17 protein-coding genes and 1 pseudogene are annotated in these 24,665 nt (G+C 63.5%); 9 read left to right on the forward strand and 9 right to left on the reverse strand.

Going from position 1 to position 24,665, the window contains the following annotated elements; genetic code table 11:
• The first annotated feature begins 689 nt into the window (after window positions 1-689).
• Together AB0C28_RS54800 and AB0C28_RS54805 are read left to right on the forward strand one after the other, a co-directional pair.
• A complete protein-coding gene (locus tag AB0C28_RS54800; protein WP_358085221.1) occupies window positions 690-1,073 on the forward strand; it encodes a hypothetical protein in 384 nt (127 codons plus the stop codon).
• Window positions 1,074-2,230: 1,157 nt separating this feature from the next.
• A complete protein-coding gene (locus AB0C28_RS54805; protein ID WP_358085223.1) occupies window positions 2,231-2,365 on the forward strand; it encodes a hypothetical protein in 135 nt (44 codons plus the stop codon).
• A gap of 1,425 nt (window positions 2,366-3,790) precedes the next feature.
• On the opposite strand, the gene AB0C28_RS54810 is transcribed toward AB0C28_RS54805, so the two are convergent.
• The gene (locus AB0C28_RS54810) at window positions 3,791-4,888 is read right to left on the reverse strand and encodes an ISAs1 family transposase (protein WP_358085226.1); all 1,098 of its coding nucleotides are present in this window, start codon (window positions 4,886-4,888) and stop codon (window positions 3,791-3,793) included.
• 303 nt (window positions 4,889-5,191) lie between these two features.
• Between AB0C28_RS54810 and AB0C28_RS54815 the strand changes: the two genes are divergently transcribed.
• On the forward strand, window positions 5,192-5,323 hold the full coding sequence (locus AB0C28_RS54815) for a hypothetical protein (RefSeq protein ID WP_358085229.1): 132 nt from the start codon (window positions 5,192-5,194) through the stop codon (window positions 5,321-5,323).
• Window positions 5,324-5,394: 71 nt separating this feature from the next.
• On the opposite strand, the gene AB0C28_RS54820 is transcribed toward AB0C28_RS54815, so the two are convergent.
• Both AB0C28_RS54820 and AB0C28_RS54825 read right to left on the reverse strand, forming a co-directional pair.
• A complete protein-coding gene (locus tag AB0C28_RS54820) occupies window positions 5,395-5,886 on the reverse strand; it encodes a helix-turn-helix domain-containing protein (protein ID WP_358085276.1) in 492 nt (163 codons plus the stop codon).
• Window positions 5,829-7,192 (reverse strand): IS3 family transposase gene (locus tag AB0C28_RS54825; RefSeq protein ID WP_358085232.1). Its coding sequence is split into 2 segments (ribosomal slippage): window positions 5,829-6,907 and window positions 6,907-7,192, totalling 1,365 coding nucleotides; the frame shifts between segments, so codons are not numbered across the junction. The genes AB0C28_RS54820 and AB0C28_RS54825 overlap by 58 nt, the downstream gene beginning before the upstream one ends.
• 524 nt (window positions 7,193-7,716) lie before the next feature.
• On the opposite strand from AB0C28_RS54825, the gene AB0C28_RS54830 reads away from it, so the two are divergent.
• Window positions 7,717-7,965: a winged helix-turn-helix domain-containing protein gene (locus AB0C28_RS54830; protein ID WP_358085279.1), complete on the forward strand. Its 249-nt coding sequence runs from the start codon at window positions 7,717-7,719 to the stop codon at window positions 7,963-7,965.
• Between the two features lie 215 nt (window positions 7,966-8,180).
• Here AB0C28_RS54830 and AB0C28_RS54835 read toward each other — a convergent pair whose 3' ends face one another.
• Both AB0C28_RS54835 and AB0C28_RS54840 read right to left on the reverse strand, forming a co-directional pair.
• A complete protein-coding gene (locus AB0C28_RS54835) occupies window positions 8,181-8,342 on the reverse strand; it encodes a hypothetical protein (RefSeq protein WP_358085235.1) in 162 nt (53 codons plus the stop codon).
• Window positions 8,343-8,525: 183 nt separating this feature from the next.
• Complete coding sequence (locus AB0C28_RS54840) at window positions 8,526-9,371, reverse strand: helix-turn-helix transcriptional regulator (RefSeq protein WP_358085238.1); 846 nt, start codon at window positions 9,369-9,371, stop codon at window positions 8,526-8,528.
• 728 nt (window positions 9,372-10,099) lie between these two features.
• On the opposite strand from AB0C28_RS54840, the gene AB0C28_RS54845 reads away from it, so the two are divergent.
• The 3 genes from AB0C28_RS54845 (at window position 10,100) to AB0C28_RS54855 (ending at window position 12,317) form a co-directional block, all read left to right on the forward strand.
• On the forward strand, window positions 10,100-10,366 hold the full coding sequence (locus tag AB0C28_RS54845) for a winged helix-turn-helix domain-containing protein (RefSeq protein WP_358085241.1): 267 nt from the start codon (window positions 10,100-10,102) through the stop codon (window positions 10,364-10,366).
• A gap of 56 nt (window positions 10,367-10,422) precedes the next feature.
• A complete protein-coding gene (locus AB0C28_RS54850) occupies window positions 10,423-10,896 on the forward strand; it encodes an NUDIX domain-containing protein (protein WP_358085245.1) in 474 nt (157 codons plus the stop codon).
• A 134-nt stretch (window positions 10,897-11,030) separates the two neighbouring features.
• The gene (locus AB0C28_RS54855) at window positions 11,031-12,317 is read left to right on the forward strand and encodes a hypothetical protein (protein WP_358085248.1); all 1,287 of its coding nucleotides are present in this window, start codon (window positions 11,031-11,033) and stop codon (window positions 12,315-12,317) included.
• Between the two features lie 1,148 nt (window positions 12,318-13,465).
• On the opposite strand, the gene AB0C28_RS54860 is transcribed toward AB0C28_RS54855, so the two are convergent.
• The 4 genes and pseudogenes from AB0C28_RS54860 to AB0C28_RS54875 all read right to left on the reverse strand — a co-directional run.
• Window positions 13,466-14,014, reverse strand: a complete 549-nt coding sequence (locus AB0C28_RS54860; protein ID WP_358085250.1) for a hypothetical protein — start codon at window positions 14,012-14,014, stop codon at window positions 13,466-13,468.
• The gene (locus AB0C28_RS54865) at window positions 13,986-14,777 is read right to left on the reverse strand and encodes a hypothetical protein (protein WP_358085253.1); all 792 of its coding nucleotides are present in this window, start codon (window positions 14,775-14,777) and stop codon (window positions 13,986-13,988) included. Before AB0C28_RS54865 ends, AB0C28_RS54860 begins: the two co-directional genes overlap by 29 nt.
• 329 nt (window positions 14,778-15,106) lie before the next feature.
• On the reverse strand, window positions 15,107-15,319 hold the full coding sequence (locus AB0C28_RS54870) for a hypothetical protein (RefSeq protein ID WP_358085256.1): 213 nt from the start codon (window positions 15,317-15,319) through the stop codon (window positions 15,107-15,109).
• A gap of 475 nt (window positions 15,320-15,794) precedes the next feature.
• A pseudogene (locus AB0C28_RS54875) lies at window positions 15,795-15,890 on the reverse strand (winged helix-turn-helix domain-containing protein); the annotation flags it as partial.
• A gap of 549 nt (window positions 15,891-16,439) precedes the next feature.
• Between AB0C28_RS54875 and pglW the strand changes: the two are divergent.
• Together pglW and pglX are read left to right on the forward strand one after the other, a co-directional pair.
• Entirely contained in the window at window positions 16,440-20,753 is a 4,314-nt protein-coding gene (gene pglW, locus AB0C28_RS54880) for a BREX system serine/threonine kinase PglW (protein ID WP_358085259.1), read from the forward strand.
• The gene (gene pglX, locus AB0C28_RS54885) at window positions 20,750-24,664 is read left to right on the forward strand and encodes a BREX-2 system adenine-specific DNA-methyltransferase PglX (RefSeq protein ID WP_358085261.1); all 3,915 of its coding nucleotides are present in this window, start codon (window positions 20,750-20,752) and stop codon (window positions 24,662-24,664) included. The genes pglW and pglX overlap by 4 nt, the downstream gene beginning before the upstream one ends.
• The last annotated feature ends 1 nt before the right edge of the window (window position 24,665 follow it).

The raw sequence follows: 24,665 nt of genomic DNA on the forward strand, positions 1-24,665 counted from the left end.
TGATCGCGATGGTTGCCTATGTCCCGAGACACACTCTGTTGAAGTTTCCTATGTCTTGCGACATGGGTTTCCTATGTCCTGAACCAGCACACTGCCGGGGGCACTCACCTAGATAGGCATTTTCGGGCCCCTGACCTGTGGTTTCTTAGCCGCAGGTCTTTTGCTTTGTGGACCTTGATAGGCAGCCGACGGTGCCCGCACGCAGCCGTAAGACCATGATCAGGGGATATACACGGGATGATCTTGATGACGTTTCCCCAGCTCAGGGCCTGATTTTCCGCCATCCCGCCCTCCTGCCCCCGCTACGACCGCCCGGACATTGGACGAACGCCACGAGTGATCATGCCAAATACGTGCGTAACCCCGGCTGGAGGTGCACGCTCACCTGCCGAGTGCCCGTCCCCGCTCCGGGTAAAGCCGTCGCCAGAGCCCACCGGGCTGCGACCAGCCCATAGGAGAGCCACTGCATTACTCCTTCGGGCTGAACACCCACCGCTCCCTTCTCGCAGGAGGGACTTCGCGCGATGTTGTCGACGCCGCCCTGGCAGATCCGGCTCTCCCTTCAGTTCCGACACAGTCAAAGGGCACATCAACCGCCTCATTCGAAGCCGGTGGCAGGCCGGGCCATAAGGCTTGTCGGTAGGTATCGGCCTGGCTGGTTCCGCGATGAACCTGGACAATCGCCTATCGTGATGAGGATCTCCGGTTCCGAACCGATCTTTCTCGTCGGGGTTGAAGCCGTCCGCGAGGAGCATGGACCGGGCCCGGCCGCACCTGTTGGCGGGCGGCTGACGGGGTTCGCGCTCGTGCGTTTCGTCGAGGACAGGGATTGGTTCTCTGACTGCCCCGTCGTCTTGCACTTCGACGGCATCCAGGCGGAAATCTGCCACTGGAAGTTCGATGAGCTGTCGATCGGCTGGGACACCATCGACACGACGGCCGCAATCAGCGGCTGGGGGCACCTCGAGCCGACGCCGGCGTGGTCCGACGCCCACGAGCGCCTCGAGCCGTTCGTCGGCCGCCAACTCCCGCGAGGTCGCCCTGTTTGCGTGGCGGCCATCATCACGTCATGACCTGGCGAACAGCACCCTCGCAGTGGAGTTCGCCTTCGATACCGGTCGCTTCCACATCGCCAACGCTCTTGATGAGAACAGCATCGAAATCGGCGAACCCCATCCGGATTAAGTGCGACACCGACTGGACCGGTGCACGCGCCCGACTAGGGCCTCCGGTTGATCTCGATGACCGGTAACAGGGACGCCTGAGCCGGAGAGCTGATTTGCCAGGACGTGGGCCGACGGCGGTCGGAACGTCGGCGGACTGGCCGAGCAACCAGTCCAAGGCAGCCTTGCCGTCGTCGGTCACGGGCTTGCCTCGCACAGCGCAACGTCCGGCGTGACAGGGACGGGGGCCCTGCCCGGCCAACTGGATCACGACCTCACCGAAGTCGACCTCCGCCTCATCACCGAGGCGGTGCGACTGCCGTACGAACACCTCGGCCAGGCCCCGCCCGAATCTGCGCCTTGCGCTCGGCGACGTGGCCCGGACCACGGGATAAGACACGTTCGTCATTTCATGCTCGTCCATCAGCCGGTGCCACATCCTCGTGACGGTGTGCCGCCGCTTGCGCGGCGCGCACAGGGTCCGCCTTCAGGATCTGGTCGATCACCGGCTTGAACGGATCCAGCTTCGTCGCCCTGGGCGGCAGCTGCTCGCGCGGCTCTGGCCACGCCGACGCCAAGGCTGCCTCAGCTTTCGTGATCAAGGATTGGTCGGCTGAGCGGTTCGGCTGAGGGGTGGTTGCGGGTGGTGTCAGCGCGCCAGCCCGGCTGTCGCATCGGGTGGGCAGGGTTCCACGGGCGCGCGCGTGTCCTTCCTTGGTCGTCGGGTCGATTGATTGCTCATAGGGCCATCGGGCGGCCAGGCGCAGGAGCACCCGTCGGCCGCCGCAGACCAGTCGTCCAGCCATGGCGACCTTGATTGTTGGGAACGGTGACTGGCCGCTGGTGTCGCGGGTGCAAGCTTCGAACTTGCGTATGCATACCGATAGTTAGAGTCCTGTCGCAATCGAGCTTTGACCTGCGCTTGCAGCCAGTAGGGTGAACCTGGCCGCGCATTGGCCGTGACTGAGGCAACTCAGCGGTCCTCATTAGGACAAGAACTCTTGAAGTGCTGCCGTAGCTACTTCTATAGCTGGCTCGTCGAATCCATCCTCTACTACCCGAAATCTATGAAGCAAGCCGTTCGCGGCGTACATGGGGCGAACCGGGAGAGTGCCATCACCGCGCCGATCTGGGTCGGCATCTACTTCCAGCAGGCCAAACCGCTGCAGGATGTGATGAGACTGATAGGCATCGCGGCCTAGCCCATAGTTTTGCAACCGCTCTACGCTCTCGATCTTTATCCAATCCTTATTAGACAGGCTATTCGCGTCGCGATGATGCACGAGAGAGAGAAGGAAAAGGAGCTCAGCATCTTCTAGACAATGTATCCACCCATTCTCGAAGAAGCTGTACGGAAGACTGCATTTAGACTCCCCCATCCTTGGCACCACATACGGCACCGCATCGCCCGTTGGCCTCACTCCACCTTCGTCTAGTAGCTGAAATTCCTCATATTTGCCAGATCTCTTACGCCCATGAGGGAGGTATACGAGCTGGTTGGCCTCACTTGCCAAGCTGGCGAGGGCAGACGTCAAACGTCGAAGCTTCTTATCCGCAGCTTTAGGAGCCGTCTCTGCAATAGATGCTGGCAAGGCAAAGAGATCAATCCAACCAGTTTCCCCTCCTCCCTCCCGCAGCGGCAAGCGGTTCTTAGGGCGGGCACCTGCCCCAGCGCTCATCTGAGCGACGCACAGGGCAATGAGGTACAGCTTCAGAGCCATGCCATTCGGAGACACGATGCGGGCGGCAGGCGGTCGAGCGGCCTTGGGAGGAAGAGCACGGCCGTAAGACGCGCGATGCACAATCCAGCTTTCCTTGTAAACAAAGCGGGATCGAATCGCTACGGACCGTATCGATCGACGCTGCTGGCGCCTTAGCTTCGCCTGGGCAGCCGCCAACGATCTCGCCATACGCTGCAGGCGATCCATTCGTTGCGACAGTCTGCCGCCATCCCTCAATCTCATGTGATGTCCTTACAGGAGAGCCCTCCCATCGACTTTAGGGCCCCTCGAGAGAGGTTTGGGCGTCTTGATCCGCCCCTTGTCTATAGGGAAGCGATAGCAAGGATGTTCCCCATGCTCAGAGAGCAGTAGGTGGCGGATCAAGACGTCACGCAGGTCGGGTCGCGAAGCGTGGCTCAGAGGAGCACCATGTAATTGCCGGAAACAAGTACAGCCCCCGGGGTACCGCCCGGGGGCTGTAGATCCGGCTTATCCACTCCATGCAACCAGGAGGAGACGCCGCATGCCCAGAGTAAGGCCCAAGCCCCACCCCAAGAACCCGCCGCCTCTGCCGCAGCGTTGGTTCTTGATCCTTGCCACCGCAACTGCCGTCTCTGCTCTCGTGGGCCAGACGGAGGAGACGGCAACAACGTTGATCATCTGCCTGCTGACCATAGGCACCCTGCACAAAATGATCGACTGAGGCAAACCGTCCTCTCCATCTGCCTCGGTGATCACCGTAGACAGCCGGACACAACGAGGGAGGCCCGTCATCGGGTTCCTACCGATGACGGGCTCCGTCGCCAGGGCTGAAGCGTTCTCATGTCGTGAGACCGAGTAGTTGAAGACCGTCGGCTGGGTGGCTGCGGTAGTGGTCGGTGGCGGCGGCGATGTTGGTCCAGCCGATCAGGCGGGCCAGGCCGATGGCCAGGTTACGGAGGCTGGCCAGGACGCGGGTGCCGCTCCGGTCCGGGCTCGGCAGGCGTCTTCGCGGTAGGTGACGTCGCGGATGTGGTGCAGGGCCTCGATGCTCCAGTGGCCGCGGATCAGCGCGGCGAGTTGGGCGTGGGTGATCCGGCCCGGTGGGAGGCTGGTGATCGCGTAGATCGTGACGATGGTGGTCTTGCCGGTTCTGCGGTCGGTGCGGCGGCGTTTGACCTGGATGGCCTGGGCGGCGTGGGGAAAGGGCAGGCCGGGCCGGACGGTGCAGATCTTCATGCGGCGGATCTCACGGCGGCCGTGGCCTTGCTCGTCGGTGCGGTCGTTGAGGATGGCCTCGCGCCAGGGCAGGGCCTTGAGCCGGTGCAGGATCGTGGGCTGGTTGCCTTTGACGATGAAGAGGTAGTGGCCGCCGGCGGCGGCGATGTGCCGGGCGTGGTCGTGCTGGGTGTGCAGGGCGTCGGCGGTGATGACCGTGCCGGTCAGATCCAGGTCGCGCAGCAGGGGTGTGAAGGCGGGGATCTCGTTGCTCTTGGCCTCGACCTGGCGTTGGGCCAGGACGATCTGGGTGTCGTGGTGGATGGCGGCCAGCAGGTGGACCGCGCCGCTCGAGGTACGGCTGCCGCGCAGGGTCTTGCCGTCCACGGCCAGGCCGAGCAGGGGTGTTCGGGTGGATGTCATCGTCTCGGGCGGCTGGCAGGCTGCCAACGCGGCAACGTAGCCGCAGGTCGCGGCGTCGAAGGCGTCGCCGTCCAGACGGGCCAGCAGCCGTCCCAGGGTGGAGGCGGCCAGTCGTGTGGTGGAAGGGAGGCCGAGTCGGGCACGCGTGTTGGGATCGTATCCGGCGATGAATCGGGTGATCTGCACCAGTGAGGATGCTCCGCTGAGGACGGCGAGCAGGGCTAAGGCGAGCAGCGGCCCGAGCCGGTAGCGGCGCCCGCGGCGGCAGCGGGGATCGGGGACAGCGTCGAGTACCTCGGCCAGGGTGGGCAGGTCGACGGTGGCGTCGGTGAGCGTGATGTGCTCCAGGTGGCGGGAGAGCACATCGATCGGGGATGATGGCACGCGAACGCGGCCCCTGTTCTTGATCGACTGGCTAGACACCGACGATCATCAGGGGTCGCGTTTGTCATCTCCGCACCGGGGCGCTCCTACTCGGCCACTCGGCCCAGGGGTGCAGCAGTCTCATCAGCCGAGAACGCAACGGCCTTGGCCACCAGGGGGATGAAATAGCTTCATTGCTGTTTCGCAGGAATTCCTGGGATTGCTGTGGTTACCGTTACCTGTGATCCAACTCGTGTCCGGGCAGGCTACCCGTCCAGGCTTCCGATTACAGGTGGCCTCGTAGGCCCGATTGGAGAACATCACATGAGTTCCGATCAGACACCCAACCAGCGTTCCCGCTGGTGGTGGCTACCTACGACGATCTCGGCGATCGTCGCGTCGGTGAGGCTCACCTACGAGTTCCTCCGCGACCACTTCCGCCTGCACAGCAGGTAGCACCGGAGCCCGGCTGGATCAAGGCCCCAGCCGGGCTTCATCCCGTCTGGAGTCCCGCCTACTGCAGTTGCTCAGTCCACACCCTCGAACGCGTACGTGATCGTCTCCTCCGTCTGAAGCTGCTGCTTCACCGGGGTGTTCAGGCCCATCAGCTTCGCTCGCCTGGTCTCGATGTCCAGGACCGTCTTGATGGCGTCCAGCAGTGGGCCGGCGTCCTGCAGAGGCTCTCCGTCCAGCGTCACTACCCGGCCGTTCGAGACCGTGATGTGGTGCCGCTCCAGAACCTCATTGGCCTTCACCGGCAGAGCGTCCAGGCGTTCGAGCTGCTCGGCCCGGTAGTCCGTGACCTCTTGTACGGGGATCTCCCTTAACGCCGCCCAGTAGATCTGGTGAACACGCTGCCGGGTCACTCCGAGCCGTTCGCCGATCGCAGGAAACGACATTCCGGTACGGCGCAGCCTGAGGACCTCGGCACGCCGGTAATTGTCAAACCGTTTGAGACGTTTCAGGCGACTTGTTCTGTATCGGAGCTGGATTCCTCCTTGGCGGGTTCGTTGATCCAGACGGCTGTGGGCAGGCTGGGCGGGCTGGGCGTGCGTCGGAACCGGCCGGGGTTGGCGGCGTAGGCAGCCTGGAGGGTTCGGGCGCGCTCGGCCCGGATCTGGCCGGCGGCGCCCAGATGGACCGAGGCCGGGGTGTGCAGACCGATTCCCGAGTGCCGGTGTTCGTGGTTGTAGTAGGTGAAGAACTGCTGGCAGAAGGCGCGGGCGTGGGTCAGGGAGCCGAACTGCTCGGGAAAGGCCGGGCAGTACTTCAGCGTCCGGAACTGCGCCTCGGAGTACAGATTGTCGTTGGACACCCGCGGCCGGCTGTGGCTTCGGGTGATGTTCAGGTCGGCCAGCAGCACCGCGACCGGTTTGGAGGTCATCGAGGTGCCCCGGTCGGCGTGCACGTGCGCGGGCGCCTGGCCACCGTTGGCAGCGATGGCGGAGGCGATGAACTGCTCGGCCAGCTCGGCGTTCTCGCGGGTGTGGACCTCCCAGTGCACGACGTAGCGCGAATAGATGTCGATCATCACGTAGAGGTCGTAGTAGACGCCCTTGACCGGCCCCTTCAACTTGGTGATGTCCCAGGTGAACACCTGCGAGGGGGCGCGAGCGACCAGCTCGGGCCGCGCCCGGGCCGCGTGCGTGGCCTGCCGGCGGCGCTCACGCACCTCGCCGTGCTCGCGCAGCAGCCGATACATCGTGGAGATCGAGCACAGGTAGAGGCCCTCGTCCAGCAGCGTGGCCCACACCTGCGCCGGCGCCTTGTCGACGAACCGGGCCGAGCGTAAGACGGCCAGCACCTTCGCCCGCTCCTGCTCGCTCAGCGCCGCCGGATGCGGCACCGGCGCCGGGCGCGGCCCGAGCACCACCGGCGCGGGGCGGCGATGGCGATGCACGGTGGCCCACGACATGCCCGACACCGCACACGCCGCGGTCACGCCGAGCACCGGCTCCAGCGCCGCGAACGCCTCGTCGATCACGTCCTGGGCGGCGCGTCGTTGTCCGCGCTCTCGAAGAGCAGTTCCAAGAGCGCGTGCGCTTTTCCCATGATCTCCAGCGCGGCCTTGGTCTTGGCCAGCTCGCGTTCGGCCTTCTCCGCACGCGCCCGCAGCCGCTCGTTCTCCTTCTCGGCCTCGCTCTTGCGCATCCTCGGGCCGGACGGCTTGGCCGCCAAAGCGTTCAACGCCCCCGCGTCGCGGGCCTTGCGCCACTCGATGATGTGGGAGTGATACAGCCCCTCACGGCGCAGCAGCGCGCCCTTGGCTCCCGGCTCGGTCGCCGCCTCGTAGGCCTCGACCATCGCCAGCTTGTACTCCGGCATGAACGAGCGCCGCTTCGGCCGATCCGATCGAGGTCTGTTGTCATCCTTGCCCACCTGTCCATCATCGGTGAGATCCCCGCGAAGGTCGGCCACAGTCAAGGTCACTGTCTGAAAGATCCTGTTCTCGCCCTGCTTAAGTCACAGAAGACTACTTCTTCCCAAGTCTCACGAGAGACTGACAGAGAGGGGATCACTGTCCTTCGCGTGACGAGCGATCACCAACGGAGTGCCGGGCGGCGCCTGCGGAGACCGCGATCGATGAACAGGCGCTGGTGAGCGAAGAGCCATCTCCAGTCACAGCGTGCGCCCTCACGAGGAGCCATGCCGGGGCGCGGCTGCAAAGCCCTATCCCGAGGGGCTCTGAACCATCGCTCACCAACGCCATACCGCGACTGTAGAAGGAAGCGAGAGAGCCTGTCTACCCCTATAGATACCGTGAGGTAGCCGCAGACCCCTATAGGTACCGATAGATCAATAGAGGCGACTGAAGACCCGTGACGCCCCCTTTCTACGCTTAGCTCGTGATGGAGTTCGAGCCTGATCGGCCACGCTGGCAACAAATCGCCGAAGTTCTACGTCAACGCATCACCACCGGAGAGTACCCGCCAAAGCACCTTGTTTCGGAAGTTCAACTCGTCCAGGAGTTCGGCGTCGCCCGCGACACCATCCGCAAGGCGATCCGCCAGCTGCGCGACGAAGGCTTGATCTACACCGTCCCCAACCTCGGCAGCTTCGTCAGCCCACCCGGCGAAGTCTCCCCCGAAGGCACCTGAACCCCGGCGTACGAACATCGACCTGAACTCGCAGCTCGGAGGGGTCTGTGATCAGCGATCAAGTTTCCGCATCCGCGTACGAGCCTTGCGCAGCTTCTCGTATGCGCTCCTGGCCTTCTCCGCTTCGGCGCGGCCGTTGTACCAGGAGGCTTGCAGTCTAGGAAACCACGAGCCGATCTTGTCCGGGTTCCTGAACAGATACACAACCGCGGAGATCACGCCCGCGCCCCCGGCACCCGTGGTACCAGCTCCAGCGTGAGCGGAGAGTTCATGGAGATGGAGCGCAGGTGGACGTTTCCCCGGGAAACCACTCCGACCGACTCCCGATAGACCATCAGCTCAAGAAGTTCGATCACCTCCCTGCTGAAGGTGTCCACCTCGGCGGGGAGTTCTTCGAGTGCCCCACACGCTCTTTGATTTGCTGAGCGATTCTCACCGCTCTGATGACCTCGTTCAGCGTGCTCAGTAGGTCGAGAGCATGCCCATAGGCCGGATGAAGGTCAGCAGTCCCCGTTGTCGGGTCGATCACGACTTCCAGGCCGCTGCCCACGCGGGTGCGCTCATCTAAGGCCTCTCCGCTCACAACAAAAGAGCGCGCCCCACATCGCCTTGATCGCGTCGCTCCCGCCTACGTGGGGTTCGATCTGGTCGATCGCCGACAGGGCCGCGTCTTTGGCGGGGTCGAGCTGCGCTTCGTGCAGCCACACACCGCACAGGTCCCAACTGGCCGCGGCGACCAGGTCCGGTGCGCCCACGCGTTGCGCGGCGACGAGCTCACGCTGCACGGCGGTCCAACCCAGGTCGTAATGTCCCAGGAGGTTGGACGACACCCGAGCCATGTGGCAGACACGCAGCATCAACGCCTCGGCCCGGTCGCGCTCGGCCGACGAGTCGTTGGTGATGGCGATCAGATCGGTAAGGATGCCGGGCAGCACCTCCCCCAGGGCGGTGAACTGGGCGTCCTGACGGAGTTGCTCGGCAAGGCGGACGTTCGCCTCAAGCTCCTGCAGCGGCCGCGGCTCGTTGACCGATCGGACCAGCACCCCGCTGGGCAGCGAAGCTTGCTGGAGCGCGAGCCGTAGCGCCGGCACCGCCGCGTGGCCGGAGTCGAGTTCCGTCGTCTCGTGCTGGTACGGCTGACCGGTGAGTTCGGCGACCTCCACCCCGAGCACCTCGGCGAGCTGCCCGACCACGCTCATGCGGTCCAGCGGCAGGCGCCCGTTCTCCACTTTCGACAGCCAGGAGACGGACCGGCCGACCTTCTCAGCGAGGGTCGCTTGGTCCCAGCCTTTGCGATGACGAGCCCGCGCGATCCGCTGGCCCTGCGTCACGTACTCTGTTGCCACGTCCGAGCCCTCCCTCTCGCCGTCGCTTGCTTCGACGATAAGGCGGCTGACCTGCGCCACTGGCAGAAAAACTGCCAGTCGGCGGACATGCGAAACCGCAGGCCGACCTTCGACCTGCGGAAACACTCGTCACAGATCAGTTCCACATCGTGACGCTACGTGCGCGTGTGGACCGTGTGGTTCGGCGTGCCCTTACCTCGCTTCCCCACTGCTGACCTGTCGCCACAGCGTCTCGGCTTCGCCGACCCTCACCCGCGGACTCTCGGCGATGACCCACGGCACCACGGACCGGTCGTACCGCCGGATGAACCCTTGCCCGCCGGCCCGGCAGTCCTCGAAGACCAGCGTCAGGCATTCGCAGGTGTAGTTCCGGACCCGGGCGGGACTTGGACGGCGCTCCACCCTGGTCCACCTCACCCGCACAGCGTCTGGACGAGGCGACGCGGGGTGCGAGCGAGCCGTGAAAGTCGTCATCATCTGCCACAGGGGCTCACCATCCTTCGCGACGCGTTACCGCCAGCGGGACGCCGGCGGCGCCCATGTCGATGAACAGGCGTTGGTGAGCGAGGAGCCATCTCCAGTCGCACCGTACGCACTCTCGGAGCGGTATGCCGGAGCGCACGCTGCGAAGCCCCACCCGGAGGGGCACTGGAGTATCGCTCACCAACGCCATGCCCTCAAGCTAGCAAACCTGTAAGTGCCTGTCTATTCCATGGAGCTTCATGCAGTTTCATGACGCTCCACGATCCGACGTGAAGGGGCGTGAAACGCCCTCCTACTCTCATACTGTGGCCAGATATGTCGATCACACGCGCACCTGGGAGTTCGACGAGGACCGCTCCCGCTGGGAACAGATCCTCGAAGTTCTGAACGAGCGCATCGACTCGGGCGAGTGGGGCCCCAAGTTCAAGATCTCCGAGGTCAAGCTCATGGAAGAGTTCGGCGTCGCCCGCCCCACCATACGTAAGGCCATGGAACGCCTCCGAGGCGCCGGCAAGGTCTACACCGTCCCCAACCTGGGCAGCTTCGTCACTAGCGGCGACGATCCCCGGTAGCCCAAGGACGCCGATCGGCTCAACGACAGCCCCTCGGCGGAGTAGGCTCCCGCGACGTGAGCCAGCGGATCGACCATTACAACGACGCGAACACGCCCGCCGCCAACAGCCTCGTGCCATCGGTGAACGTCGTGGTCACCAACGAGGCCGGCGAGCTGCTGCTCATCCGCCGGTCCGACAACGACAACTGGGCCCTACCCGGCGGCGCCATCGACCTCGGCGAGTCCATCCCCCAGGCAGCCATCAGGGAGACTTTCGAAGAGACCGGGATCAGTTGCGAGATCACGGGTCTGGTCGGCACCTACAGCGACCCGAACCACGTCATCCACTACACCAGCAACGACGAAGTCCGGCAGGAGTTCTCCCTCGTTCTCACGGCCCGACCCATCGATGGAGAGCCGACGCCGAGTAGTGAATCCCGAGAGGTCCACTGGGTACCGCGGCACCAGGTCGGCGACTACAGCATGCACGACTCCATGCGCCTCAGGATCAGCCACTACCTCGATGGCGACAGTCCGCACATCGGCTGAGCCAGTCGGCGCCAGTAGCGTCAAGCATCAACCGTGACGCCCGCAGCCGATCCGGCGATATATCCGCCGCTCAGACCGCCCGGTTTCTCGTTCTGATCCGAAAGCGTCGGCCCCGCCCCCTATCGTTTCCGGGCATGACCCAGCCACCCGATGTGACCGCCCTGCGCGCCCAGTTACCGAACGCGTCCCCGGCCAAGGCCTGGATGGCCGTCCGGCAACTCGTGCTGCGCTCGCGCAACGCCCAGGCGCTCGATCTGGCCGCCGACTACGCCGAGATCGCGCAGCGGACCTCGGACGACCTGCTCAATCTCTGGCACCGAGCGCTCGATCCCGATGGCTTCGCCGAGCGCGTGCTCGCCCCTGCCTTCATCGCCGAGGGCCGCACGGAGCTGAGCCTGAGCAGGCGCGACTCGCTCACTGGACTGCGCCATCTGACCATGCTCGACACCCTCTCCCTCGAAGAGTGCAAGAAGCTGACAGACCTGTCCGAGGTGGCCGCACTGACCGGGCTGCGCGAGCTGGAGCTGGACGACTGCGGAAACGTCAGCGACCTCAAACCCCTGTCCGCGCTCACCGGGCTGACGAACCTCCGCATCGCCCACTGCCGCAGAGTGGCCGGCCTCTCCCCGCTGCTCGCACTGCGCCACCTGCGCCGACTCGAGCTGACCTACTGCCGGTCCATCAACGACGTCAGCGGGCTGTCGGGGCTGCCCGCGCTGACCGAGCTGAACCTTTCACACATTGAGATCACCAGCCTGACAGGGCTGCGCGACCTCCACTCCGTCACCAAGCTGACTTTGGACTGCCCCCGCCTCCTCGACCTCGACGGCATCGCCGCCATGCCCGCACTCGAGACGCTCGGGCTCTACGGCTGCACCGGCCTGAAGAGCCTGGGCGGCCTCGGCCACCACCCCCGGCTGACGGCCCTCGGCCTGCCGGACGCCCCACTGCCCGACCTGCGCCCGCTGTCACGGCTGCCCGCGCTGACTTCAGTGACCATCCAGAGTCACCAGCGGCTCGCCTCGCTCGACGGGCTCGAGGGCCACCCGTCGCTGGCGAGGATCTCCCTGATCTACGCGACCGACCTGCGCGACTTCTCCGCGCTCGCCCGCATGCCCGCCCTGCGCGAGCTGACCGTCCAGGGCCTGAACCAGCTCACCGACCTCACCCCGTTCTCCGGGCTGCACCATCTGGAGGAGCTCCGCCTGGTCTACGTCGACAACCTGCGCATCCTCGGCGAAAGCGAGCTCGACCTGCCCGCCCTGCGTACGCTGGACCTCGGCTTCTGCCGCCAGCTGCGCGATCTGGGCCAGGTCGCGGCCCTCCCGTCTCTCAAGGAGGTCCGGGTGCACGACTGTCCCGCGCTGCCGCACGAGCTCATCCTCAAGCTGAAGGCCCGGGGCCTGCTCGTACGGAGCTGAGGTCCCTCGGTAACTGTCGTCTTGGCCTCCCGCATGGTTCCAGCACATGATCCAACCCTCAGACTCGACCGCCCTGCGCGCCAGACTGTCCACCGCATCCCCGGCCACCGCCTTGAAGGCGATCCGGCAGCTCGCGCTGGGCGGCCGAGCAGCAACAGCCCACTCTGTAATGCATCAACCGAGACTTCCCGCGCGTCCTAACGACAGAAAAGCCCAGGTCAGAGCCATGTTTGGTCATGATTGGTCTACTGGATGAGACTTTTCTCTACGGTTTCAAGGGCGTGCCGCCTTCGGCGGCCCGCCTCGCGCGTCGGACGATTAGCGGGCCGCGCTGCGGCTCTTCGGCCGGTCGCGGCCCGCGCCGCCCCACGCGCGAAGGACTACCGAGCAAACGCCAGAAGCCAAGAACACGTGCATTCGTGAGCGTCGAGCCAGGAGCGGTTGCCTCGCTTTCCGCTACGACGATGATGCCCTGTCAACCTGCACGCGTACGGCGAGCCCGGCTCAGGCAACACCGTCTTCCACTTCCGCTATCTGGGCGGCGGCACCATCGCCGATCAATGCCTGGGCTCGTTCCAAGCGCGTCCGGGCCGAGGCCGTGCCGTGGTCCGGCACCGACACTTGAGAGGAACCTCGTGGGAAGAGTCGAGTACTGGAACAACCCGGATGCACCCAAGGCTAACAGCCTGGTCCCTGCGTGCGGCACGCTCACGATGGACGAGGCTTCCCAGTGCGCTGTACGAGAGACTGAGGCAGAGAACGGCGTTGGCATCGAACCCATCGACGTGCTCGCATTTACTCCGACTCCGGCCACATCGTCGCCTATACCAACGGCGAAACCCGCCAAGAGTACGAGGTAAGGCTCCTCGCCCGTCCGGTGAGCGCCCGGCTGGAAGTCAACGAACTGAACGAACCGGCCGCGGGCGCTGATGTCCAAGGGCTGCCGCACCGCTTCCGGTGCTCGGGCCTAGCGGCCCTGCGCTCCGGGTCGGCTTGCCACCGGGTACGCGAGTACTGTCCGTCGTGGTGCAGAGCAACGTGGCGGGGTCCTATGTCTCGCACCTAATCGTCTTCGGAGACCTACGAGGTGAGCTATGACTCCATCAGACGCTACTGCAAGATCAGAACGCAAGTCATCTATTCGACATCTAGGGAATTCTCTCTTCATATTGCAGATAGAAGCTACGGAACGTAGCGCGCACGCGCTTTAGAATCATAAGAATGGTCAGCAAAAGCTGACTACCCAAGAGCATAATTAGAGCAGTTAGCTCCCGATTTATCGGCTGATCCTTCTCTGCGCCAAACATCGAGATTCCCGACAAGGTGGCGGTCAATATCAACCCTAGAAGAACGGCGTAAGATACGTTCGCTCTTAGTTCCTCTACGAGCCTGGCCACCCGGCTGCGCTGGATCGAATCCGCTGTGCCAGACGCTCGCATCGACAAGTCGAAGATGAGAACGAAAACACCGAAGATTAGACCAGTAAGAATAGCCACGGCCGCGAGTACTTCTGGTACATTGTTGGCCTTAAGCTGCATAAGCCATGCGGCTATCGCAAAAACTACTGGAACCCCAAGGTAGACGATATAGTCCATAGGGCTTCGGTTGCCGCTCTGATAATTACGGAAAGTGCCGTAGTGATCGAGAACGAGGCCAACGACCGAGAATTTACTCCGTGACGAGTTCTCCATCATCACCCGGAGTCACCTCCATGGGAAGGAGCAGGAGCTCAGACAGACTCTTGTCCGTCCACTCACCAGCATCCCACCCAGCACCGACAATCATGCCGAGGGCCGCACCGATTTCCTCTGCCCCGCTCTTGACCTCACGAAAGAAGACTTCATCACTGAGAAGTGTACGGCCAAGATCATAGACGAAGCTGGGGATCCGGTCTGCCGTGACTGTAAGGGTTGTCTTACGCTCCCCTACTTCCATACTCATGCTCAGCTCACTGAACTCGAGTCCACCTACTTGCAGCAGCCTCCGCCGGGCACCATCGTCTCCGCGCAATCTGGCGATCAGATTTTGCTGAAATTGTTTGATCCGGCCGGGTGTTATACGCAGCTCGAGTTGCCCTTTATCTGCGTCTGCCTCTCTCATGCTTACCGCTTCAGCTATATCTGTAGGCAGTCCCGCCCGACGTAGAGTGACTGCATGAACATTCGCCTTCTTGACATACTCCTCTAGGGCTGCATCATCGACAACAGCTTCGATATCCAGCACGTGGTTGGCGTGCTTCAGTAGCCCTCGCTTCAGCGCTGTGGACAGTAGGGTCTTCGCGCTGGAACGACCATGGGCTTCTAGGACGAGTAGGCCTACATATGAACCAGAGGGCGCGATGATCATTCCCCGCCGCCGGCCCGTCTCAATGTGACGCCCCGTCCGGTTGAAAACGACAGCCTCACCGTTATCTGGATCTATAATTTCCGACGTTTGGCCGCTCTGTCCTATTTTGACCATGAATCGGACAGTTCGACCAAGAGGGACTACGTGATTGGCTCGGAGGTATCGGTCCTTCGACATGAAGGACTGCTCCCCTAGACCACGCAGGAGACCATACAAGAGGGGCAGCACGTCCTCTCCGCCTGACAGTCGCCCGAGAGGAAGGGCATCCGTCTTCTTGCCTCGCCGGTGAACGCGAAACGTGTAAACGACGTAACCGTACTGTGACATTTTCACCTGCGCCTAATCATATGGCCTAGAGCACACATGGTAGGCCAACTGCCTATTAACTACAAATTATCCGCAACATACTTGAAGTAACTGCGAGATCCCACCGAACTAGCGTTCTATTTTGCGACCCAGCGAGCCAGCAAAGGCAATGCGCCACCATGAGGAATACAGAGGCTGAAAGGCTGGCTTCTCGCGTTAGGTGGTTCGGGTTCGAGGATCAGTTCAGTCTGGGCGATGATGGCGTCGAGCCGGCCGGGCCGGTACTGCAGGCGCTTGAGATGATGCGTGATGACGGTGGCGAGGTGGTCCACGCCGCCGCGGACGGCCACCTTGGCCAGGTGGCCGTTGAGGTTGGCCCAGATGCCCTCGGTTGGGGTTCAGCTCGGACGCGTAACTGGAAAGTTGGAAGTGCTGGGCCAGTCGACAAAGGTGCGCATCGCGGAGCAGATGTGCGCGGGCAGGTTGTGCCACACAATCATCAGTGGGCCGCGTAACTATTGGTGGGGCGGCCTCCATTAGGCGCTTGAAGTCGTGGACGCCGAGGCCTTGGGGCTCGTCCTTGCGACTGTGACACATGATCGTCCGGTAGATGAGCCGGTCCGCCAGCCGGACTTGAGGCAGACCACGCCAGCGACCGAGAACCGGCCCGGGGGCTTTGCCGGACACCGTCACAATCGGCGTCTGGCCGAGCCGTGCCCAGGTGCGCTCCCTCAGCGTCCGGAGGTTGTGCCGCGTTTCGTCAACGAAGCAGATTCAGACGCCCTGCTCGGCGGCCTGCCTTAGATGCGGCTAGGTCTCCTTCACTCAGGTGGTGATGGCTTCTTCGTCGCGCTCGATGACGCGGTGCGTGGGAACTTGCGGGCTCCAGCCGATGCGGTGCAGCAGGTAGGACACCCTCGCGCGGGTGTAGTCGAATGTGGAACAGCTGCTTGATCACCGTGATGACGCGGGACCAGCTCTGGTCTTCTCAGCCGTGGGCGGCGGGGCCCCGTCGAGTTCGGTCTCCAAGGTTTGGACCTGCACTTTATTCAGGCGGCAGATGGAGCCGTCCGGCCCTCTGGAGGAAAGAGCTTGCCTGCCGCCGCCCTTCCACGCGCGCTGCCAGGCATTATCCGAGCTGGGGGGTGACCCGTAGCGCGCGGGCGACCTGCGGGGGATGCCGCGCTCGCTCGTACATGCCCGCCGTTTGGAAGCGGACCTGCTCGCGCTTGGCGCGCTTTGGCGGACGGGCCGCCCCCATGGGATACCGCACAGCAGAGTCGTATTGCTGAAATAGGACGATGCAACTCACTTGGAGCACTACGTGTTTATTCCGTCGCCGACGCTAGTCCTTCCATCTCTGTACGCTGCTTGCGATGATCGTGAGTGCCCTGTTACCACTTATCTGACGAGCTTGGGTACTCGACACCTATCCTGACCCTAGCTACGTATCCCCCTGGAGAGCCGGACGTGGAAGAAGGCCGTTGGACATCGATCACGCCTTCGCAATTTCAGCATGAGCGGGAGGCGTTGGAGCACGTCCGCGAGCTGCTTCCCGACGCCGAGCCCTACCGGGCCTGGTCGAACTTCACCTTTACTGCCTATACCGGGCATGTCCGGGAAGTCGACCTGTTCGTCGCGGCGCCCAGCGGGCTCTACTTGATCGAGGTTAAGAGTCTTCGCGGACGGCTGAGCGCCAGCGGCGCTAACTGGGTGCAGACCAACGGGTCACACACCCGGTTCTTCGACAACCCGCTTCACTTGGCCGACTCCAAGGCCAAGCAGTTGCGTTCCTTACTCGGAAAGGTCTCCGGCCGCACGAAGATCCCGTACATCCACGCGGCGGTCTTCCTGTCCGTGCCCTCTCTGCGTGTGGAACTGCCCGACCATCACTTGAACGGAGTCTTCGGTCCGGAGAACGGCACTCTGCCGAAGCTATGGTCTGAGCTGCTCAAGCTCCCGCCGGACGACGACAGGCGGCGGATCAGGCCGGAGCTCTCCAAGCCGTTGAACAAATGGCTCCATGACATCGGCATCGCCAGGAGTCGCAGTCATCTCCAGATAGGCACCTGGGAGCTGAATCCGCGCTCGTTCGATGTCGGCCCTACCTGGGAAGACCATCTGGCCAAGCATGGTCAGATCTCCGAGGAGAAGCGTCGCATCCGGATCTATCTCGTCGAGCGCAACGCAGATGAGACCATGCGAGCCAGCATTGGACGAGCTGCCAGGCGCGAAGTCCTGGCTCTGCACGGAATTAGCCATCCGGGCATCGTCCAAGTCGACACGATGGAGCAGCATGACCTAGGCCCCGCCCTCATCTTCCGGCACGACCCGCGCGCGATGCGCCTGGACCACTTCATCGGGGAGTACGGCTCGCGCCTCGATCTGCTCACCCGGCTCAACATGATCCGCCAGCTCGCCGAGGCTGTTTCCTACGCTCACGGCCGTCACCTCCATCATCGGGCACTGTCGGCGCGGAGCGTCCTGGTCACGCCCGGCCAGGCTCCCAAGAGCGCTCAAGAACAGGGATGGCTAAAGCCTCAACTACAGATCAGTGACTGGCAGACCGCGACCCGAGGCAAAGGCAGCCAAGACACCGGGCTGAAGGTCAGCACCACCAGCCACGGCGGCGAGCACATGGAGGCATCGGCGCAGGCATACCTCGCCCCCGAGGTCAGCGCCCCCAAGCAGGACGCGGTGGCACTGGACGTCTTCGGCCTGGGGACTCTCGCCTACTTGGTACTCACCGGCCAGCCGCCCAGCGACAAGCGCGCGGAACTTCTGGCGCGACTGTCCAAGGAGAACGGCCTGCGCCCGTCGACGGTTGCCGATTCGGTAACAGAGTTCATGGATGAGTTGGTGCAGGCTGCGACCGCACCGGTGCCGACCCAACGGCTCACCACCGTCGCCGAGTTCATCGAGATGCTGGAGCTCGTCGAGGATGAGGCGACGGCTCCGGAAAGTATCCATCCCAGCGATGAACCTCAGCTTAAGGAGCTCGACCCCTTGGAGGCCCGGCCCGGTGACGTGGTCGGTGAATGGCAGGTCGAGAAGCGCCTGGGCACCGGGTCCACGTCACGAGCCCTGCTAGTGAAGAATCTGCGAACGGGCAAGCAGGAAGTTCTCAAAGTTGCGCTCTCCGATGAGAAGGCGATCCGGCTCGACCATGAGGCCGCCGTACTCAGGGAGCTTCGCGACGACTCCCGAGTGATCAAACTCATCCGTCCTGAACCCGTCGTGCTGGGTAACCGGTCCTGCCTCGTGCTGGAGCACGCCGGCGAGCAGACCGTTGCCCGTAAGATCCGCGAACATGGCGCTTTGACGCCGGACGAGTTGGAAACCTACAGCGAGTACTTGTTCGGTGCGATGGACTTTCTCGAAGGAGAAGGTGTCACGCATCGCGACATCAAGCCGGACAATATCGCCATCCGAATTCGGCCGAACCGCACCCGGCAACTCGTGCTCTTCGACTTCTCTCTGGCCGGCATCTCGGTTAAGGAGATCGAAGCGGGCACCCCGCACTACCTCGATCCCTTTCTCGGTGCGGACGGCAAGCGCATGGTCTACGATGCCCATGCCGAGCGGTATGCGCTGGGCGTGACGCTGCACGAGATGGCCTCGCGAGAACTTCCAGAGTGGGGCGACGGGCAGACCGAGCCTCGCTACACCGAGGGCATGCCGACCATCGCCGCCGAGGCGTTCGACGCCTCCATCCGCGACGGTCTCGTGGAGTTCTTCCAGCGTGCTTTGCATCGGGACGCCAAGAAGCGTTTCGAGTCGCTGAAGGAGATGCGTACCGCATGGTTCCAGGTGTTTCGTACCTCGGACGCGTCACCACCGGTCAGGTCGGATCACCCTGGTGAACTGCCGGCCGAGGACAACACGCCCGACCAGGCCCGTGACGCCGCCGCGGCGGTCGCGACCCGGGCGACCGCGCTGGAAGCCTCCGGGCTCACCCTCCGGGCGGTCTCCACTGCTCACCGACTGGACGCAGTCACGGTCGGTGACCTGTTAAACCTTCCATCGAAGAACCTGTTCAGCCTGCCCGGTCTCGGCGCGAAGACCAGGCAGGAGCTACAGCGCCGCATCCGCGAATGGAAGCAGCGCCTCGGCGAGACCGAGCCGATCACCTCCGATGAGAAAGCCGCCGCCCGCAAGGAGGTCGCCGGCGCGAAGAAGGCAGGCGATGAGGATGCCTTCAGCCGGATCGGGCTGGACACCATCGCGGCTCTATTGGTGCCGAGCCTCCAGCCGAAGGCCCGCAACGCCACCGAGGTCGACACCGCCAGGCTCATTCTCGGCCTTCCCGACGACAACGGTTTGCTTCCCGGACTCCCCCCGTGGCCGCAGAACGCCGTCGTGGCTACCGCGGTCGGAAAGACCGCGGGCCGTGTAGCCCAGATCCTCGGCGGTCTGCGAAAGCGGTGGCGGGAGGACGGCACGGTTCGCAGCGTTCGCGATGAGCTGATCATGCTTCTCACGCAGAGCGGCAGGGTAATGGGGGTTACTGAGCTCGCCGAGGCGCTGCTGTCGCGGCGCGGTTCGGACCGCGGCGACCCAAAGGTACGGCGGGCGCTCGCGCTCGCCGCTGTTCGGGCGGCGGTCGAGATCGACCCAACGGTCAGGGAACCTCGACTCCTGGTGCGGCGACACGGTAACCGACTGATGCTCGCTCTCGAAGTCAGCGAGGACGACTCCCCGGACACTGCTGCGGCTCCTGCCCTCCTGGACTACGCCGACGCGCTGGGTAAGGTGGCCGACCGGCTCGCCGACCGGGAGGTTCTTCCGCCGTCGGCCACTGTGCTCAAGGAGCTCAGTGCGGTGAACGGCCCAGCGGAGCTGGAGGACCGGCGCCTCGTCGAACTGGCCGCCGCCGCATCAGAACACGCCGCCGCCACCTCAAGACTCGAGATCTACCCTCGCGACCTGGAACCCATCCGAGCGCTTCGGCTGGCGCAAGCCGGGGTGATCCCCGTCGGTGGGCCAGGACTGACTCCCGCCCAGGTACACGAGCGGGTCCACGCCCGATTCCCTGCGCTGATGCCCCTGCCCGGCCATCCCCAGCTCGACGGGCTGCTGGCCGACGCCGGCTTCGATCTGCTCTGGCGAGACGGACGCTACGTCCCGCCCCAGTCCCCGGACACCATCTCAGGGACAGTGGTCCGTCGCAGATCCACCCGGACCGGTGCCAGCCGCTGGACGGCGGGCACACCTGAACTCGCCGAGGCGATCCGCGCCGAGGAGCGGCTCACCTCGGCCCGTGAAGGCGGATTCCGTGCCCTGACCGTCACGATGTCACGCGTCGAAAGCGCTCGCCGCGAGCTGATCAGTCGATTCGAGTCCCGCCCGGTGAGCGTCGCCACGCTGTTCCTCGCTGCGTTGCACGAGTTGGTCGATCCCCAGCCGCTGCCGAAGTGGGAAACTCTTCTCAGCGCGGACCTTGCCGAGCCCGGGAGCCGGGGGGCTCTGAAGCTGGCCGAGTACGTCCGTGATGCCTGGCCGTTGGTGGCATCCCATCTGGAGACAGCCCGAGCCGGAGGACCACTGCTGCTTCACGATGCCGGCCCCATGGCCCGCTATGAAGGGCTTGGCGTGTTGCAGAGACTCGCCGAGCAGGCACGATCTGGTGGGCCTGCGGTGTGGCTCCTCTGCCCCATGCCCGACGCCGCTAGGACGCCGAACCTTGACGGAGCACTGACCCCGGCACGACTGCCCAACGAATGGATCAAGCTGCCCGACGCGTGGGTGGCCAACCAGCACCGAAGTGGAGCCCAGGCATCGTGATCGACCGTAAGGCACTCCTGGCCGATCTCCAGAAGCAGATCAAGAGTCTGGAGAAGGACCTGCGCGAACAGGTGGAGAACGCTGAGGAGACGGTGACGATCGGTGGCGCCACGTCGACCCGTAAGGTTCGTGATCGGCTCAAGGCCGAGTATGACCATGCGTTCGTGTTGGGGCGTACGGCGGCGACCTGGACGTCCTGGCGTGACGAGCGGGTCACCCAGGCCGCGGCGGCCTGGGTGCTCGGGACGGTGTTTCTCCGCTTCTGCGAGGATAATGGGCTGCTCTCCTCGTTCTATCTGGCGGGGCCGTCGCCCGATTCGATGCTGCTGGCTGAAGAAGCCCAGGAGGAGTTCTTCTCCACCTACTCCTTCGAGACCGACCGCGGTTGGCTGCTGGCAGCTTTCGCCGAGATTGCCGAGTCACAGGCCGGCGCGTTGCTGTTCGATGAACAGCACAACGCGCTCTACCAGATTCCGATCTCCCACGACGAGGCCAAGAAGCTCATCGCCTTCTGGCGACGCAGGGGCGAGCATGGCCGTCTCATCCATGACTTCGTCTCCGACGCTTGGGACACCCGCTTCCTCGGCGACCTCTACCAGGACCTATCCGAGGCGGCGCGGAAGAGATACGCCCTGCTCCAGACACCCGAGTTCGTCGAGGAGTTCATCCTCGACTACACCCTTACTCCTGCCATCGCCGAGTTCGGCCACGACGTGGTGCGGGTTATCGACCCCACATGCGGCTCCGGCCACTTCGTACTCGGTGCCTTCCGGCGCCTCTTGAAAGAGTGGGTACGGCTTGCGCCAGCTCGCGACAAACGAGATCTGGTCCGCCTCGCGCTCCAGGCCGTGAACGGCGTTGATCTCAACGCTTTCGCCATCGCCATCGCGCGTTTCCGCCTCTTCATCGCCGCACTTCGGGAGTCGGGATTCACGACGCTGTCGCAGGCCAAGGGGTACGAATTTCCGCTCAACCTGGCTATCGGCGACTCCTTGATCAAGGAGCGCCAGATGGAGCTGTACAGCAAGACGGAGCTCCAGCTCCAAGCGGCGAAGACGAACCGGCTCCCTGGGATCATCGAGCAGTCCGCCCTATTCTCTACCAGGAATGAGCAAACCGACCTTTTCGGCGAAGATGATAGCGAAGATGCCGCCGAGGCCCCATCACCCGTCGATGAACTGGCCGAATTCGCCTATGCAACCGAGGACTTGCCGAACTTCCCCGGAATCCTCAAGCCTCGCTCCTACCACGTGGTGGTCGGCAATCCGCCGTATATCACAGTCAAGGACAAGAGTCTCAATGAACTCTATCGGAGGCTCTACAGCGCTTGCTCTGGGCAGTACGCCCTGTCAGTACCATTCGCACAACGCTTCTTCGAGCTCGCCCTGTCAGCAGGGAACGACGGCCGCGGCGCCGGTTACGTCGGCCAGATCACGGCCAACTCGTTCATGAAGCGGGAGTTCGGTCGAAAGCTAATCGAGAACTTCTTCGCCCACGAGGTGGAACTCACCCATATCGTCGACACTTCGGGTGCCTATATCCCGGGCCATGGCACTCCTACCGTGATTCTCTTCGGCTCCAACCGCAAATGGAAGCGCCGCGACACCATCCACATGGTCATGGGCATTCGCGGCGAGCCCACCACCCCGACTATTCCCTTTGAAGGCAAGGTATGGCAGGCGATTCTCGGGCAAATCGCCAAGAAGAACTCGGAGTCCGAGTGGGTCGGCACCAGTGACGCCCCGAGAAGCAAGCTTGCGAGACATCCATGGAGCCTCACTGGAGGCGGCGCCAGAGGACTAAAAGAGCTAATTCGAAAGAACGCTCAACATCGACTCGACCAAGTAGGTCAGCAATTCGGGTTTGTCGCAATCCCTGCAGAAGAGGACGCATTTATCGTTGAGACCTGGGCCACTGCTCGCCGCAAGGCTCTAGAGAGCTGCACTCCACTTATCGGCGGAGCACAGGTTAGAGATTTTTCGATTTCTCCCGCCAACGTAGCCGTATGGCCATATGGTGAAGATCTTGTGGCCCTACCCATGGATGCAGTGCCATACATAAATAAGATGCTGTGGCCGAATCGCCGCGTCTTGCAGCGACGCAAGCTTTTCGGAACGCCTATGGAGGAAATCTCACGTTTCGCATGGCATGACTATCGCGAACTCTATCGCGAGCGCCTGAAATCCCCCCGAGCGATTGTGTTTGCAGATATTACAACGCACAACCACTTCGCCTTTTCTTGGAAGGGATTACTGTTCAACCGCTCCGCTCCTGTGGTTAAGCTGGCCGAGAATGCGCCAGAGGAGCTATTCATCAATCTAACCGGCCTACTCAACAGCTCGCTAGCTGGCTTTTGGCTTAGAGAACATGGTGCCCCAAAAGGTGGGAGTGGCATCGGGCGTGGGATTCAGCCGGAAATTTGGATGGAGAGGCATGTATTCAATGCCACAAATGTTAGAGCAATGCCACTGCCTTCCGAGTTTTCGCTAGCTGTCGCCCAAGAGCTGGATGCACTGGGGCAGAAGATAAATACACTCAGCCCTGTCCATATATGCGCTGAAAATGCGCCGACAAGCGAGCGACTGATTGCGGCACGCGCCAAGTGGCTGTCTACTCGTGGGAGGATGTTTGCGCTCCAGGAAGAGTTGGACTGGATGGTCTATTCCCTCTATGGACTCCTTGACGAAGAACTGGCCGCACCAGCGGGTGCCGTACCGAATCTGAATCTGGGGGAACGGGCATTCGAGATCGTGCTGGCGCGAAAGGTGCAGCGCGGCGAGGTAGCAACGCAGTGGTTTGCGCGGCACTCTTCGAAGCCGATCATCGAGTTGCCTGTGCACTGGCCGGATGAGTACAAGGCGGTAGTGGAGCGCCGGATCGCCTTAATCGAGTCGGACCGGAATATCGGGCTGCTGGAGCGGCCCGAGTACAAGCGACGCTGGGCTCTGATCAAGGACAACAAGCCGTGGGGGTGGCCAGAGCAGGAGGCAGCCGCACTGCGAGGCTGGCTACTGGACCGGTTTGATGATAAGGCGTTGTGGTTCCACGAAGTCGACGGCATGGTGGAGCCGCAGCCTCGGATCCTGACGACCGCGCAACTGGCCGATTTGCTCCGGCGCGATGCCGATGTTATCGCAGTGGCCGAACTCTATGCGCCGGGCAAGGATCTGGAGGCGGTCGTCGCCAATCTGGTGGCCGATGAGCACGTGCCTTACCTCGCCCAGCTCCGTTACAAAGACTCTGGCCTAGCCACGCGTGTCGGTTGGGAGGACGTCTGGGACCGTCAGCGGCAGGAGGACGCCGCTAAGACCGTGCTGGACGCGATCGTCGCTCAGGAGGAGGAGCCACGATCGATCCTCAAGGCGGCGGACAAGGGCGAGGTCGGTGACGAGGACCGACAGCGGGCGACAGCCGTGCTCGAAGAGATACTGAAGAAGCGGAGCGAGGCCGAGGCTGTGGTGCGGCAGATCCGGAATCGTATCCCGGTGCCGACCAAGTACAGCTCCGGTGACTTCCAGGAGGAGTCGTACTGGAGGAATCGCGGCAAGCTAGATGTACCGAAGGAGCGGTTCATCTCCTATCCATACGCCGGCGGCGAGGGGGACCCGGCGTTGCTGCTGGGCTGGGCGGGTTGGGATCACCGTGAGCAGGCCCAGGCGCTGGCCGTCATGATTGTGGACCGCGAGCAGAACCATGGCTGGGGCGTGGATCGGCTGACGCCGTTGCTGGCAGGGCTGCGTGAGGTCCTGCCGTGGGTGCGGCAGTGGCACGACGAGTTTGATCCGGAGTATGGCGCCAGCCCCGCGGCGATCTATGACGGGTTTCTCACGCAGACCCGGGATCGGCTCCACCTGACAGACGATGATCTTACGGAATGGCGTCCGCGCTCTGCTGGACATAGGAAGAAGTAGG

It is taken from the genome of Nonomuraea sp. NPDC048892, from assembly GCF_040649735.1.
Classification (GTDB): Bacteria; Actinomycetota; Actinomycetes; order Streptosporangiales; family Streptosporangiaceae; genus Nonomuraea; species Nonomuraea maheshkhaliensis.